Origin of the sequence: Micromonospora echinaurantiaca (genome assembly GCF_900090235.1) — a bacterium.
Lineage (GTDB): Bacteria > Actinomycetota > Actinomycetes > Mycobacteriales > Micromonosporaceae > Micromonospora > Micromonospora echinaurantiaca.
In genome coordinates, this window is the sequence record NZ_LT607750.1 from 6652704 (window position 1) to 6665587 (window position 12884).

The window sequence follows — 12884 nt, forward strand, 5'->3', positions numbered from 1 at the left end:
GGCACGAGGAGAGGACAGGGCCGTGTCACGGAAGAAGGCACTCCCGAGAACCCGCAGAGCGGCCACGATCACCGCCTGGGTGCTGCAGATCCTGCTCGGCTTCGCCATCGCCGGGGCCGGGCTGCTCAAGCTCACCGGCGACCCCACCATGGTCGAGTTGTTCGACGACATCGGTGCCGGCCAGTGGCTGCGCTTCGTGGTCGGCGCACTCGAAGTGGCGGGCGGGGTGGGTCTGCTGATCCCACGAGTGCGAGCCCTGGCCGCACTCTGCCTACTGGGGCTGCTCCTCGGCGCAGCCGTCACCAACGTGGCAGTGCTTCACACCAGTCCGCTCAGCGCTCTCGCCTTCGCTGCCCTGGCGCTGGCCATCCTGCTGCTGCGTCGACACGAGCTGCTGACCACGGCGAGCTCCGTCACGTCCTGGTCGAAGTCCGGAAGCCGTGCACCTCAGTAGTCGAGGAGAAGAGGCTGGCGGTGCTCGATCGCGGTCTCGGCCAGGTCGAGCATCACCGCGAGGCCGAACCGGGCGAGGTCCTCCACCGTCGGGTCGCCGGTGGACAGCCCTCGCCGCAGCTCGGCCGGGTCGTACCCGGCAAGGAGGCCGGTGCGTTCGGCCAGCAGGCGCAGCTCCGCGGCGAGCCGGTCGACCGAACCCATCCGGGTCGGCTGACCCGTCGGTCGGGACGCCTCGATGACGAGTGGATCCGCCGCGAGCGGCAACCACCACTCCACCCCGGACAGCAGGGTGAGGTAGCGCTCGGGCTGCGCCGAGGCCGCCTGGTACGCGGGAGCGCCGGCGAACTCACGCGGGCTGTCCGGCTTGTCCCAGGGGCTCGGCTGCAGGTCCGGATGCTCGTCGTACGCGGCGAGCAGCAGCACGGCGCCGAATCCGTCCCAGTCGGGCTTGTCGGTCCAGTACGGCTGGGACGCGCTCTCCGACCAGTCCACCGGGCCGCCGAGCGCCTCCCCGAGCCACTGCTGCCAGTCCCGTACGGCGGCCTGCACCACGTCGGGGTCGGTCTCGGGCTCCTCGTCCTCCTGCGCCCGGATGACCCGCACGGTGAATCCGTCCTGCGCGCCGATCTGCTGTGTGATGGTCAGCCAGTCGTTCAGGTGGTAGCGGGTCAGTGGTCCGACGTAGAGATCAAGGCCCATGGGGAAGCATTCTGCCTACGGCGCGCGTGACGTGTCGACCTGGGTCGAAGCCTCGGGCGGAACGTCTGGCGCCGCGCGATCCGGGTACCGGCTGTACAGATCTGCGCGACGAGGCCTGGCACCACGAATTGCGCCATGAAGCGATGGGCGACGGCTGCTGCCCCGAGAATGAATGTCGACCCCATCCAGGACCTGAGGATGCGGCAGTGGCCGGTGGTGAGCGAGGACGGACGATGAAGCAGGTGGACACGGCGGAGGCCGGGCAGGGTGGCGCCGGCCGCCGGGGTACCGGCGCCGGGACCTGGCGCGAGCGCATCCGCCGGGCGACACGCGCCGCCTCCCGGCCGGGCCTGTGGAAGCGCGGCCGGGTGCTCGCGGCGCTGGCGCTGCTGCTCGGGCTGTTCATGCTGCTGCACGCGCAGATCCCGAACCGGATCGGCAACCTCGGCAGCCTGGTGGAGACCTTCCTGCCGTGGTTCGGCCTGTTGATTCCCGTACTGCTGATCGGGGCGCTGTGGCGCCGCTCCGCCTCCGCGGTGGCCGCGTTGCTGTTGCCGGTGGTGGTGTGGCTGAACCTCTTCGGCGGGCTGCTCGGCGACAAGTCCCACCCGGGCGGCGGCCTCACCGTGGCTCAGCACAACGTCGGCGCCGGCAATCCCGACCCGGCCGGCACCGCCACCGACCTGGCGACCGCCGGGGCCGACGTGCTGGCCCTGGTCGAGCTGACCGAGCAGGCCCGGGGCACGTACGAGAGCGAGCTGGCGGAGGCGTACGCCTACCACACGGTGCAGGGAACGGTCGGGCTGTGGAGCAAGCTGCCGCTGTCGGACACCCAGCCGGTCGACATCAAGATGGACGCCGGGCCGCTGGCGGACACCAAGCCGGTCGACATCAAGATGACCTACACCCGGGCGCTGCGCGCCACGGTGACCACCGACCAGGGTCCACTGGCGGTGTATGTAGCCCACCTGGGGTCTGCGCGGGTGAATCTCAAGGCGGGCTTCTGGACGGCCCACCGGGACAGGAACGCGCAGGCGCTCGGCCAGGCCATCGCCGCCGAGCAGAACGAGCGGGTGGTGCTGCTCGGGGACTTGAACGGCACCATGGACGATCGTGCGTTCGCCAGCATCACCGCGCAGCTGAGCTCGGCCCAGGACGCGGCCGGGAACGGCTTCGGCTTCACCTGGCCGGCCGAGTTCCCGGTGGTGCGGATCGACCAGATCCTGGTCAGAGGCGTCAAGGCGGAAAGCTCGTGGGTGCTGCCGGCCACCGGCAGCGATCACCGGCCGGTGGCGGCCCGGATCACGCCCTGAGCACAGCGTTCCCGGCACCCCACAAGTCCGTTCCTAGGAGTGCGGCTCGAACCCGCCCGGAGGCGCGGCCCTAGGGTGGTCGCCATGGCCGACATCGAGCTCACGACACCGCCGACGCTCCCGCAACCCAACGGGTACAGCCATGTGGCCAGCATCGGTCCGGGGCATCGGCTGGTCTGGACGTCGGGTCAGGTGCCCATCGCCGCGGACGGCAGCGCAGCGCCCGCCGACGACTGGGAGGCCCAGACCCGCCAGGCCATGCAGAACGTCGGTGCCGCCCTGGCCGCCGCGGGCGCAACCTGGGACGACGTCTTCAAGCTCACCTTCTACGTGGTCGATACCGCCGCGCTGGCGATCGTCCGTGCGGTACGGGACGAGTTCATCAATGCCGAACGCCCGCCGACCAGCTCACTCGTCCAGGTGGCAGGTCTGTTCCGACCGGATCTGCTGATCGAGGTCGAGGCGGTCGCAGCGATCGCCGACCGCTAGACCTCACGCTGAGGGCCGATCGTGGCAACAGCGACAGGATGCTCATCGCGTCTTCCTGCCCACGTACGCGTCCCGGCTGTTCAGCGCCCGAGGACGTCCACCAGTTGCTGCCCCAGGCCGGTGCAGGCCGCCATGTCCAGGCGGTACGTCACGTAGCGGCCGCGGCGCGCCGAGATCAGCAGTCCGGCCGCCTTCAGCACCGCGAGGTGCCTGGACACCTCCGGCGCCGTTACCCGCCAATAGTCGGCCAGCTCGCCGGTCGTGTGCGGGCCTCGGGCGAGCGTGCGGCAGAAACGTAGCCGCAGCGGGTGCGCGAGCGCGGTCAGCCGAGCATCCAGCTCGTCCACCCGCAACACTGGGCGCGGGTCCCAGCCGGGTGCCGGGTACTGCAGCACGGGCAGCCAGCCGGGCGCGTACACGACGGTCATGTGCGGTGCGCCGTACGCGCTCGGGATGAGCGTCATCCCGCCACCGCGACCGTCTGCGGTCTGGTCCTGCAGCTTGTCGATCGTCAGAACGCCGCGCTCGGTGTCGACCCCGATTGCGTGCGAGATCCGGCCGAGGGCGCCGATACCCTCGCGGGCCAGATCGAAGCGTCGACGTTCGGCTTCCTCGGTGAGCGCCGGGTGGACGCGTTTCCAGACCGTGCCGAAGAAGGCGGACTCGCAGGCGAGCAGAGAACGTCGTACCCGCTCGCGCTCGGCGGCCGGATCGGCGAGCACCCGCTCGGCCCACGCCGCCTGCCGCGGCCCTCGGGCGCGGGCCGCGGCCAGCGCCCGCTGCCGCACGATCGGGTCACGCAGCGGCGACCACGTTCGCGGCGCCGGTGAGACGGCTCGATGGGCGGCGAGCGCCGCAGCGACCCAACGCTCGTCGTCCAGGCGGTCGACGTCGTCCAGCTCCTCGCGCAGGCTCGGCCGTGGATCGGACGGGAACAGAAAGTCAGCCCGGCCGGAGTGCCAGAGCAGACCAAATTCCTCGAGGTCTGGGGCCAGCTCCGCGGGAAGGGCAGCCGCCATCCTCGCAACCGCCGCGGCGGTGTCCGGATGATGCTGCGGCTCCGCGAGCACGTGCAGCACCGCGCCGAGCTCCGCGAGCGGCGACGGCGTTATCCGGATCCGATCGGCTGGTACGCCGGCGATGTCGACCGAGGTAACCACAGTACCGATCATGGCAGGGGTCCGCGCCCGGGCAGACCGATTGACGTCGTCTGTCAATCGACGAGGCATGGATTGACGACGCTGGCCAACCTGGGTCCCTTCGCAGCCGTGCGGCCAGACGATCGGAGCCGTGACGACCACCCGTACGACCCTTCGTGAGCTGGTCCGCATCCCGGGCGGCGGCCGCTACGCGCTCAGCGCCACAGTCGAGGCGGCGACCTCGGGGATGCTGCGCCCGTTCATCGTGATCTACGCCGTGCTGATCGGGCTCAGCGCGCCGCAGGCCGGCATGACGCTGACCGTCGGCATGCTGGCCGGCCTCGGCGCCGTCCCACTCGCCGGATGGTGGATCGACCGCGGAGCGCGGCGGGCCCCCGCCGTCGCCGCCCTACTGGTACGGGCGGTGGGGTCGCTGCTGCTTGCCCTGGTGCCCGGCATCGCCGGATTCGCGATCGGTGCGGTGCTCATCGGCGTCGGCACGCAGATCGCTCCACCCACCAACTCCGCGCTGGTCGCCGCGCTCGCCGGCCCGGCCCAGCGTGCGGCGGCGCTGGCCGCGGGCCGCTCACTGCGCAACGCCGGCCTGGGCGCCGGCGCCCTGCTCGGCACCGTTCTGGTCGCGACCGGGCCGGAGGTGCTCCGCTGGCTCGCGCTGGCGACGGCGCTCGGGTGCGCGTTCGGCGCGGCGGTGATCGCCCGGGTGCCGCTGCCCCAGCAGGATGTTCCGGCCCCCGCCCCGGCTGCGGCAACGAAGGAAGCGCACAGTGCTGGCCTACGCACCGTCACCATCCTGGCCCTGGCCGGCATTCCGTACGCGTTCTACGCCGACGTCCTCGAGATCGCCCTGCCGCTGCTGCTGGTGCAGGGCCTGCACGCGTCCCTGGCGTGGCCCTCGGGCATCTTCGTCGCCAACACCGTCATGGTGATCGCGCTGCAACTGGTCGTCGTAGTGCGCCTCGCGAAGTGGCCGCACCGCACTGTGCTCTTCTGGTCCGGCCTGTTGCTCGCCGCCTCCTACCTCGCCTTCTGGCTCGGCGGGGCGACCGGCGGCGGCCCCGGCACGGTGCTCGTCGCGCTGGTCATCGTCCCGTTCACGCTGGGGGAAATCCTCTACACCAGCAGCAGCGTGCCGCTGGTGATCGAGTCAGCACCGCCACACCTGATGGGGCGCGCGCTCGCCCGCTGGCAGCTCAGCTACGGCCTGGCCCGGGCCGTCGACCCCGTCATCATCACCGGTCTGCTCAGCCTGGGCGCGGCGGCGCTGTGGCTGCCGCTGGCCGCCGCGACCCTGCTGGGCGCAGCGACGGTGCGTCTGAGCACTCGACGGCATCGTCTGCACCGTTCGCCTGAGCGGTCCATGAGTCATGCCGCAGATGGCGGGAGCCCGGCCGTCGGTGGTTCCCTTATCGAGAGCGTTCACGGTGGGACTGTCACGTCCAGATCGGTGAAAGCCGGAAGCTAGACCCCTCCCGGCTACTCGACACGGGCCCATCGGCTTCCCTGGTCCAGCCGAGGTCTTACGCGTTCGGGTCCCAGTCTGCGAGCTGCTCCATCGGCTCGGTGTCGCCGGTGGTCTCCAGGCTGTCGAGCGGGACGCGATCGTAGAAGTAGAGGACCATTTCGCTCGCTGCGCCTCGCATCGCCATGTCGCCCGGCTCCGCGTCGGCGGCGAGGTCGTCGCAGCGGACGCCGTCGGCGTTGAGGGTCAGGCGCCAGGAGCGGCCCTCGGTCATGTGCAGGTCGATGGTCGCCGGCTTGAACGGCCAGGGGACGGTCGTCGCCGCGACGGTCGTCAGGAACTCGTCGACGCCCTCGACCGCGACGTCCGTCGGCAGCGGCTGTGCGGCCCCCTGGGTGAGCTGGGCGTCGTAGGTGTGGACGGCGATCTCCTGGATCTGGTGCCGGGCCACGGCTCCGCTGGTCTCCGGGGCCTGCGAGCGGCCCCACCAGGTCCAGCAGCCGCGGTCCGGGCCGGCCTCGCGCATCGCGTCGAGCATGAGCTCGGTCGACTCGGCGAGCCAGGCGTCCAGGGCTTCGCGGTCGCGGGGCGCGGTCGGGGCGCCCTTCGGGTCCGTCCTCGCCGGGGGCTCAGCGCCCGGGCCCGCCGCGATGATGGCGGCCTGGCGGCGGCGGCCGTCGCCGAGGTGCTGCGCCAGTTCCCGCAGCGTCCAGTCCGGGCAGGTCGGGACCTGGACGTCAAGGTCGGGGGCGGACGCGATCGCGGCGCGGAACGCGGCCGAGCGGTCTTCGATCAGCCGCAGGACCTCGGGGAACTCCACAGTGTTTTGCACCTCGGCTGTGTATCACTGCGCTCCGGCCGCCGGGTAGCGAATTTTTCGGACGAACGCGTCGACAGCTGGGCGCAGCGCCGGCGCCGAAGCCGTCCTGAAACTCCGCGCACTGCTCCACATATGCCGCTTGTGGGTTTCCCAGCCAGCGCTGGCAGGCACGCCTACCTGCGGATCACCTTGGAGACCTACGTCCACTGGCTGCCGAAGAAGGACCGTCCGCGCGGGGTCGTCGGGCAGCTCCTGCGCCAGGCTGTCGCCAAGCAGCCCGGCACGCCCGCAAGCCAAGGTCCCCGCTAGTTTGTGCCCTGGTTGTTCCCGATGATCTCTTCCCAGCGTTCCCGCAGCTCAGAGGCGGTAGATGGTGGGCCGCCAGGGACTCGAACCCTGAACCTATGGATTAAAAGTCCACAGCTCTGCCATTGAGCTAGCGGCCCGCGCGCTCAGGTTACCGGACTTCCTGTCGATGCGACTCTCGCCCGTCGCGCCGCCCCCGGTCACGGCAGATGCCGGCAGCAGGTCACAAGTAACGGGACGCCATGCCCACTTCGGCTGCGACGGGCATGGGGGAGGAGCGGCGGGGAACCGTACCGGCATGAGGATGAGCAGCACCCCGGCCGTGGCGGCCTCCGGCGAGGAGGTCGGCCCGGATGGTGTGCGGGAGCCGGGTGGCGAGGTGCACGCCTGGCTGCCGGGGCAGAACCAGACCGTCTGCGGGCTGCCGTTGAGCCGTACCCGGCTGCGCCGCTTCCCGCACGTGCGGTTCGACTACTCCGGCACCGACCAGCTCACCGAGGCCGACCCGGTCGGCTGGATCTGCCCGCGCTGCCTGGCCGCCACCGCCGGCCGCCGCCGGGACGAGAAGCACGCCTGGGTGCGCCACGCCCCCCGCCCCTGACAACCGCTCCGCCCAGTCCGGCAGCGCGGCGCGGGATCCCCCGAATCCGTCGCGGCGCGTGGCCCCCGGTCCGGACGTCCGGGAGAGCGGGCGGACGCAGGCCGAGCCGGCGGCGAAGACGGGCGGTTGATGGGCGGCTGACCGGGTACGGGTCGGGCATGCGGATCGTGGTGGTGGGGGCGACCGGCAACGCCGGCACCGCCCTGTTGCGGCGGCTGCGCCGGGAGCGCGGCGTGGAACTGGCCGGGGTGGTCCGCCGGCTGCCCGGGCCGGACGCCGGTGAGCCGTACGACCAGGTGGGGTGGCACTCCTGCGACATCGGCCAGCCGGGCGCCGCCGGCCAGCTCGCCGAGGTGTTCACCGGGGCGGACGCGGTCGTGCACCTGGCCTGGCAGATCCAGCCCAGCCACGACCAGCGGGTGCTGCGCCGGACCAACGTCGAGGGCAGCCGGGCGGTGCTCGATGCGGTGGCCCGGGCCAGGGTCCCGGCCCTGGTGTACGCCTCGTCGGTCGGCGTCTACGCGCCCGGCCCGAAGGACCACCCGGTCAGCGAGCGCTGGCCGGCGACCGGGGTGCCCGGGTCGTCGTACAGCCGGCACAAGGCCGAGGTCGAGGCGTTGCTCGACCAGTTGGAGCGGGAGCACCCGGCGGTGCGGGTGGTGCGAATGCGACCCGGGTTGAACTTCCAGCGGGAGGCCGCCACCGAGATCAGCCGCTATTTCCTCGGCCCGTTCGCGCCGGTCCGGCTGCTGAAGTACGGCCGGATCCCGCTGGTGCCGACGCACCGCCGGCTGCGGATGCAGGCGGTGCACACCGACGATGTCGCCGACGCGTACGCCCGAGCAGTGCTGGGTGATGCGCGCGGGCCCTTCAACCTGGCCGCGGACCCGGTGTTGACCCCGGAGCTGGTGGCCCGGCACTTCCACGGCTGGACGGTGCCGGTGGCCGCCCCGGTGCTGCGCGTCGCCGCCGCGCTGACCTGGCGGGCGCGGCTGCAACCGATCGACGCCGGCTGGGTGGAGCTGGCGTTGAACGCGCCGCTGATGTCCAGTGAGCGGGCCGAGCGGGAGCTGGGCTGGGAGCCCCGCACGGACGCGCTCGCCGCCCTGAAGGAACTCTTCGCCGGCATGGCGACCCGCGCCCACACCCCCAGCCCGCCGATGTCCGCCGCCCGCAACCTCCCCGGCCGCCCCGCCGCCCTCCTCCGCGCCCGCCCCGCCGGCCACAAGAACCCCTACTGACCCTCGATCCACGCCGTTGATCATGAAGTTGGTGGCACTCGTGTCGGTGTGTCGTGGCACCAATTTCATGATCAACGGGGGCCGCGACGGGGCAACCAGGCGCGGGGTCGGGGTTAGGTGAGGGTGGGTGGGCGGGCGCCCAGGAAGAAGATGCCGGGGTAGCCGGGGGTTTCGAAGCCGTCGCTGGGGTTGCGGCGGAGGGTAGAGCTTTCGATCTTCAGGGTGCCGGTGCGGTTGTTGCTGACGAAGAAGATCGCCCCGCCGCCCTCCTTCGCCCGGTTGCCCTCGATGATGGTGCCAGCGATCCGGACGGTGAACTCGTCGCCGTCGCAGTAGATCGCGCCGCCGCTGCCGCCGCCGGGGGTGCCGGCCCGCGCCGGGTTGGCGCCGTTGCCGATCGCCTGGTTGCGGGTGAACACGCTGTTCAGCACCACCCAGGAGACGCCGATGCTGCTCAGCGCCCCGCCGTTGGAGCAGGAGCCGCCGTCGAAGGTGCTCTGCACCACGTACACCGGCTTGTTCTCGTGCTGGCTGAGCACCCGGACGGCGGCGCCGCCCAGGTCCGGGCCGGTACGGTCGCAGCGGTTGCGGACGAAGCGCGAGTTGACCACCTTGAACCGGCCGCCCCGGACGAAGATCGCCCCACCGCCGCCGCCCTCGGCCCGGTCCCCGGTGGAGTTGCCGTCGGCGAAGGTCAGGTTCTGCACGGTGAGCTGCGGGTGGTCCTGGTTCTGGCAGTGCGAGGTGGTCCAGCCCTGCGCGCTGTCGCAGGTGTTCATGTAGAGGATCCGCCGGCGCCCCTGCCCGCTGAGCGTGACCTTGCCGCCGCCGTCCAGCACCACCTTCGGCCCGTTGGCGTTGCGCACCTTGGCGGTGGCCTTCATCGCGATGGTCACCGGGTCGGGCCCGCAGTCGAAGGTGATGATCCCGCCGGCCGCCACCGCCTTGACCACCGCCTCGGAGGTGCAGCTCGCCGCCGTGCCGGTGCCGATCCGGCGGGTCGGCTTCGAGGTGTCCACCGCCCGCGCCTCGGCCGGCACGCCGGCCCGGCCCTTCGGGTTGCCGGCCTTGAACACGGCACCGGTCGAGGGCTTCGGGCTGACGGTCGCGCCCGGGCCGCCGAGACCCGCCCGGGCGGCCGGGGCGGCGTCCGGGCCGGGGCTGGACGCGCCGGCCGACGCCGCTGGCTCGACCCGGGGCGCGTCGGACGATCCGCAGGCTGGCAGGCCCGCCGCGGCGACGGTCAGCGCGAGCAGGACGAGGAGCGACTTCGGGCGCACCCCGTGATGCTAGGAGCACACCGGCCGTCCGCACCGGTCCGGCGCAACGGTTTAACCCGGAGCTAAGGATGGGCGACGGCGAAGGCGATCAGAAACCCGGCGACCGTGATCAGGCCGGCGAGCAGGTGCGCGTTCTCGAACGCCTCCGGCACCATGGTGTCGATGATCATGGCGAGGATGCCGCCCGCCGCCAGCGCGGTGATCGCCGCCAGCGCCGCCGGTGAGGCGTTGCCGAGCAGGATGTGGCCGGCGACCGCGGACACCCCGGTGGCCAGCGCGATCAGCGTCCAGAGCGTGAAGACCCAGCGCCGGCTCCGGCCGGCGTGCCGCATGCCGGCCGCGCTGGACAGCGCCTCCGGCACGTTGCTGAGGAAGACCGCGCCCACCGTGACCAGACTGACCGTCTTGCCGCCGAGCAGGCTGGCCCCGATCACCACCGACTCCGGGATGCCGTCCAGCAACGCGCCGACCGCTATCGCGTTGCCCGAGCCGGGTCGTTGTGCCTCGGTGGGCTGCCGCCGGCCGGAGCGCTTGCGGTGCTGGCCGCCACGCCGCGCCAGCACCACATTGGCCAGTGTGAAGACCACCGCCCCGGCCGCCGCGCCGAGCGTCGTCGGCAGCACCCCGCCATGCTCGTACGCCTTGACGATCAGCTCGAACGAGACGGCCGAGAGCAGCGTGCCGGCGCCGAACGCCATGATCGAGGCGATGACCCGCTGCGGCACCCGGGCGTACCAGCCGGCCGCCGCCCCGATCAGCAGGGCGGAGCCGGCCAGCAGCCCCCACCCACCCGCCTGCAACGATTCCGGCACGCGCCGGACGCTACCCGGATCGGGTGGTGCGCAGGCCAGGAGCGCGCTGATTCCCGGAAGTGGCGAACCACCCCATGCGCGCTGCGGGCGGAACTGCTCGCCGCGGTCGGCCGGCACGGCCCGGGCGCGGTCCGCGGGTCGCGCCGGCGGCGGCGCGGTCGGACCGGAAGTGGCCAGCGCCTTCCCGGCCCGCGAGGAGCGAGATCGCCGTCCGCGGACCCGCGTCGGATGGCGGCGCGGTCAGAAGCCGGCGAAGAGGTACGGCAGCCGGCGCGGGAAGAGCCGGCGCAGCTCGGTCGCGGCGTCCGCCGGCACGTCGCCCAGCCCGCGCAGGTGCACCTCGGCCGGGTCGAGCACCCCGTACGCGAGGGCGGAGAGCCCGGCGGCGGTCAGCGTGGCCTTGGGCGGGGTGCCGGTGGCCGGCCCGGCGACCAGCTCCAGCGAGCCGGTGGTGCCGTCCAGCAGGTACGTCCCGGCCAGCCAGCGGTCGCCGGTCAGCTCGACGCGGACCCGGCCCGGCCCGGCGGGCAGCCCGGCCAGCGCGTCCACCGACAGCAGCCGAGCCATCGGGGCGGCCGAATCCGGCCGGGCCACCCGCGCCTCGACGTGCACGGCCAGGTCGGTCAGCCACAGCTCGGGCAGCTCGTCGGCGGGGAGCTGGACGGTCACCTTCGCCACCTGGTCGACGTGCCGGGCGAAGAACTGCAACAGCAGCGCCCGGGCGTACGGGTCGGTGGCGAGCAGATCGCCGGCGGCCAGGGTGCCGCCGTGGTCGTCGATCCGGTAGGTCACCGCGCCGGTGACCGTTCCGCCGCTGCGGGCGGTGAGCAGCCAGTGCTCGTCGCGGTCGCGCAGCCCGACGTCCCGGTAGTCGGGGAAGATCGCGAAGCCGTGCCGCTCGCGCAGGCACCGCTCGGTGAACTCGCGCCAGGTCGGGTAGCCGTCGCCGATCCGCTCCCAGCCCACCTCGCCGGGCAGGTCGGCGGCGATCAGCTCGCCGAGATCCGCCGGGGCGAAGGTGGCGGCGCGCGGCATCGGCAGCCCGACGTAGCCGAACCGGGCGTAGAACGAGGGCCGGAACGGGTAGAGCGCGGTGAGCTGGTGCCCCTCGTCGCGCATCTCGTCGAGGAGTTGGTTCAGCAGGGTCCGCACGTGCCCCTTGCGGCGGGCCAGCGGGTGGCTGGCCACCCCGGCGACGCCGGCCATCGGCAGCACCGCGCCGCGCAGGTTCTGCCGCATCGGGATGGCCGAGGCGGCGGCCAGCGTGGTGCCGTCCTCCTCCACGACCAGCGTCCGGTTGCCCTCGTTGTAGGGCAGGTAGCGGCGGAACTCCTCGGCCCGGGCCGCGCTGCGCGGCGACGCCTCGAAGGCGTACGCGCCGAGCAGGAAGCTGGTGGTCAGTCGTTCCTCGGAAGTCACCCGGCGGACCGTCATCCGATCATCCCAACCCGGCCGGCCCGCCGGCGCAACCGGAATCCGGCCAGCCGGTCGACGGCTGCCGCCAGCGCCGGGATCAGGCGGTGGTGACGTCGGAGACCACCACCGTGACGTTGTCCGGTGCGCCGGCCTGGTGGGCGAGCTTGACCAGCTGCTCGCCGCACTGCTGTCGGTCGGCGTACAGGGTGAGCGCGGCGGCGATCTCCGGATCGGCCACGTAGTCGGAGAGGCCGTCGCTGCACAGCAGCAGACGGTCGCCGGCCACCACGGTGATCACCCCGATCGCGGGTGGGGTGTCGGCGCCCTGCACGGCCCGGGTCACCAGCGACCGCTGCGGGTGGTGCCGGGCCTGCTCGGGTGAGAGCGCGCCCTGGTCGACCAGCGCCTGCACGAAGGTGTCGTCCCGGGTGAGCTGGCTCAGCTCCCCGTCGCGCAGCAGGTAGCAGCGGGAGTCGCCGACCTGGGCGAGCACCAGCGCGTCCCCGGCGAGCAGGGCGGCGGTCAGCGTCGTACCCATTCCCTCGCGGGCGGGGTCGACGGTGATGGCGGCGTGGATGCGCTGGTTGGCGGTGCTCACCACGGCGCGTAGCGCGTCCGCGGCCTCGTCGGGGGTCGACGGTGGGGTCAGCTCGTCCAGGATCCGGATGACGATCTCGCTCGCCACCTCGCCCGCCGGCAGGCCGCCCATGCCGTCCGCCACCGCGACCAGGCGGTCACCGGCGAGGGCGGAGTCCTCGTTGTTGGTCCGGACCAGCCCGATGTCGTTGCGGATGGCCGAGCGGAGGATCAGCGTCATGGGACAAGCTTGCCA

The 12884-nt window shown here is 72.7% G+C and carries 13 protein-coding genes and 1 tRNA gene; 6 read left to right on the top strand and 8 right to left on the bottom strand.

The window, feature by feature from the left end:
• Nucleotides 1-79: 79 nt before the first annotated feature.
• A complete protein-coding gene (locus GA0070609_RS30230; RefSeq protein ID WP_231928462.1) occupies nt 80-454 on the top strand; it encodes a DoxX family protein in 375 nt (124 codons plus the stop codon).
• Here GA0070609_RS30230 and GA0070609_RS30235 read toward each other — a convergent pair.
• Nucleotides 448-1155 (bottom strand): hypothetical protein, encoded by a 708-nt coding sequence (locus tag GA0070609_RS30235; RefSeq protein WP_088996936.1) that lies wholly within the window; start codon nt 1153-1155, stop codon nt 448-450. The genes GA0070609_RS30230 and GA0070609_RS30235 overlap by 7 nt on opposite strands.
• A 233-nt stretch (nt 1156-1388) precedes the next feature.
• Between GA0070609_RS30235 and GA0070609_RS30240 the strand changes: the two genes are divergently transcribed.
• Both GA0070609_RS30240 and GA0070609_RS30245 read left to right on the top strand, forming a co-directional pair.
• Nucleotides 1389-2468 carry an endonuclease/exonuclease/phosphatase family protein gene (locus tag GA0070609_RS30240; protein WP_088996937.1) on the top strand — a complete coding sequence of 360 codons (1080 nt, stop codon included), beginning with the start codon at nt 1389-1391 and terminating at the stop codon, nt 2466-2468.
• 84 nt (nt 2469-2552) lie between these two features.
• A complete protein-coding gene (locus GA0070609_RS30245; RefSeq protein ID WP_088996938.1) occupies nt 2553-2957 on the top strand; it encodes a RidA family protein in 405 nt (134 codons plus the stop codon).
• Between the two features lie 80 nt (nt 2958-3037).
• Here GA0070609_RS30245 and GA0070609_RS30250 read toward each other — a convergent pair whose 3' ends face one another.
• Nucleotides 3038-4129, bottom strand: a complete 1092-nt coding sequence (locus GA0070609_RS30250; RefSeq protein WP_197700199.1) for an ArsR/SmtB family transcription factor — start codon at nt 4127-4129, stop codon at nt 3038-3040.
• A 118-nt stretch (nt 4130-4247) separates the two neighbouring features.
• Here GA0070609_RS30250 and GA0070609_RS30255 point away from each other — a divergent pair, with 118 nt between their 5' ends.
• Complete coding sequence (locus GA0070609_RS30255) at nt 4248-5579, top strand: MFS transporter (RefSeq protein WP_088996939.1); 1332 nt, start codon at nt 4248-4250, stop codon at nt 5577-5579.
• A gap of 55 nt (nt 5580-5634) precedes the next feature.
• Here the strand turns inward: GA0070609_RS30255 and GA0070609_RS30260 are convergent, their stop codons facing one another.
• Together GA0070609_RS30260 and GA0070609_RS30265 are read right to left on the bottom strand one after the other, a co-directional pair.
• A complete protein-coding gene (locus GA0070609_RS30260; protein WP_088996940.1) occupies nt 5635-6408 on the bottom strand; it encodes a maleylpyruvate isomerase N-terminal domain-containing protein in 774 nt (257 codons plus the stop codon).
• A gap of 359 nt (nt 6409-6767) precedes the next feature.
• Nucleotides 6768-6842, bottom strand: a tRNA-Lys gene (locus GA0070609_RS30265).
• A gap of 158 nt (nt 6843-7000) precedes the next feature.
• On the opposite strand from GA0070609_RS30265, the gene GA0070609_RS30270 reads away from it, so the two are divergent.
• Nucleotides 7001-7303 (top strand): hypothetical protein, encoded by a 303-nt coding sequence (locus GA0070609_RS30270; RefSeq protein WP_088996941.1) that lies wholly within the window; start codon nt 7001-7003, stop codon nt 7301-7303.
• 158 nt (nt 7304-7461) lie between these two features.
• A complete protein-coding gene (locus GA0070609_RS30275) occupies nt 7462-8544 on the top strand; it encodes an NAD-dependent epimerase/dehydratase family protein (protein ID WP_088996942.1) in 1083 nt (360 codons plus the stop codon).
• Between the two features lie 113 nt (nt 8545-8657).
• Here GA0070609_RS30275 and GA0070609_RS30280 read toward each other — a convergent pair whose 3' ends face one another.
• The 4 genes from GA0070609_RS30280 to GA0070609_RS30295 form a co-directional block, all read right to left on the bottom strand.
• Nucleotides 8658-9824 carry a hypothetical protein gene (locus GA0070609_RS30280; protein ID WP_088996943.1) on the bottom strand — a complete coding sequence of 389 codons (1167 nt, stop codon included), beginning with the start codon at nt 9822-9824 and terminating at the stop codon, nt 8658-8660.
• A gap of 62 nt (nt 9825-9886) precedes the next feature.
• Nucleotides 9887-10636: a ZIP family metal transporter gene (locus tag GA0070609_RS30285; protein WP_088996944.1), complete on the bottom strand. Its 750-nt coding sequence runs from the start codon at nt 10634-10636 to the stop codon at nt 9887-9889.
• 240 nt (nt 10637-10876) lie between these two features.
• Nucleotides 10877-12070: a GNAT family N-acetyltransferase gene (locus tag GA0070609_RS30290; protein WP_088996945.1), complete on the bottom strand. Its 1194-nt coding sequence runs from the start codon at nt 12068-12070 to the stop codon at nt 10877-10879.
• Between the two features lie 79 nt (nt 12071-12149).
• Complete coding sequence (locus GA0070609_RS30295; RefSeq protein ID WP_088996946.1) at nt 12150-12869, bottom strand: PP2C family protein-serine/threonine phosphatase; 720 nt, start codon at nt 12867-12869, stop codon at nt 12150-12152.
• Between the last annotated feature and the right edge of the window lie 15 nt (nt 12870-12884).

Bases quoted from the DNA above. Each gene is read 5' to 3' on its own strand.
- GA0070609_RS30250 (WP_197700199.1), bottom strand. From the start codon at position 4,129: ATGATCGGTACTGTGGTTACCTCGGTCGACATCGCCGGCGTACCAGCC.
- GA0070609_RS30275 (WP_088996942.1), top strand. From the start codon at position 7,462: ATGCGGATCGTGGTGGTGGGGGCGACCGGCAACGCCGGCACCGCCCTG.
- GA0070609_RS30245 (WP_088996938.1), top strand. From the start codon at position 2,553: ATGGCCGACATCGAGCTCACGACACCGCCGACGCTCCCGCAACCCAAC.
- GA0070609_RS30235 (WP_088996936.1), bottom strand. From the start codon at position 1,155: ATGGGCCTTGATCTCTACGTCGGACCACTGACCCGCTACCACCTGAAC.
- GA0070609_RS30240 (WP_088996937.1), top strand. From the start codon at position 1,389: ATGAAGCAGGTGGACACGGCGGAGGCCGGGCAGGGTGGCGCCGGCCGC.
- GA0070609_RS30290 (WP_088996945.1), bottom strand. From the start codon at position 12,070: ATGACGGTCCGCCGGGTGACTTCCGAGGAACGACTGACCACCAGCTTC.
- GA0070609_RS30295 (WP_088996946.1), bottom strand. From the start codon at position 12,869: ATGACGCTGATCCTCCGCTCGGCCATCCGCAACGACATCGGGCTGGTC.
- GA0070609_RS30270 (WP_088996941.1), top strand. From the start codon at position 7,001: ATGAGGATGAGCAGCACCCCGGCCGTGGCGGCCTCCGGCGAGGAGGTC.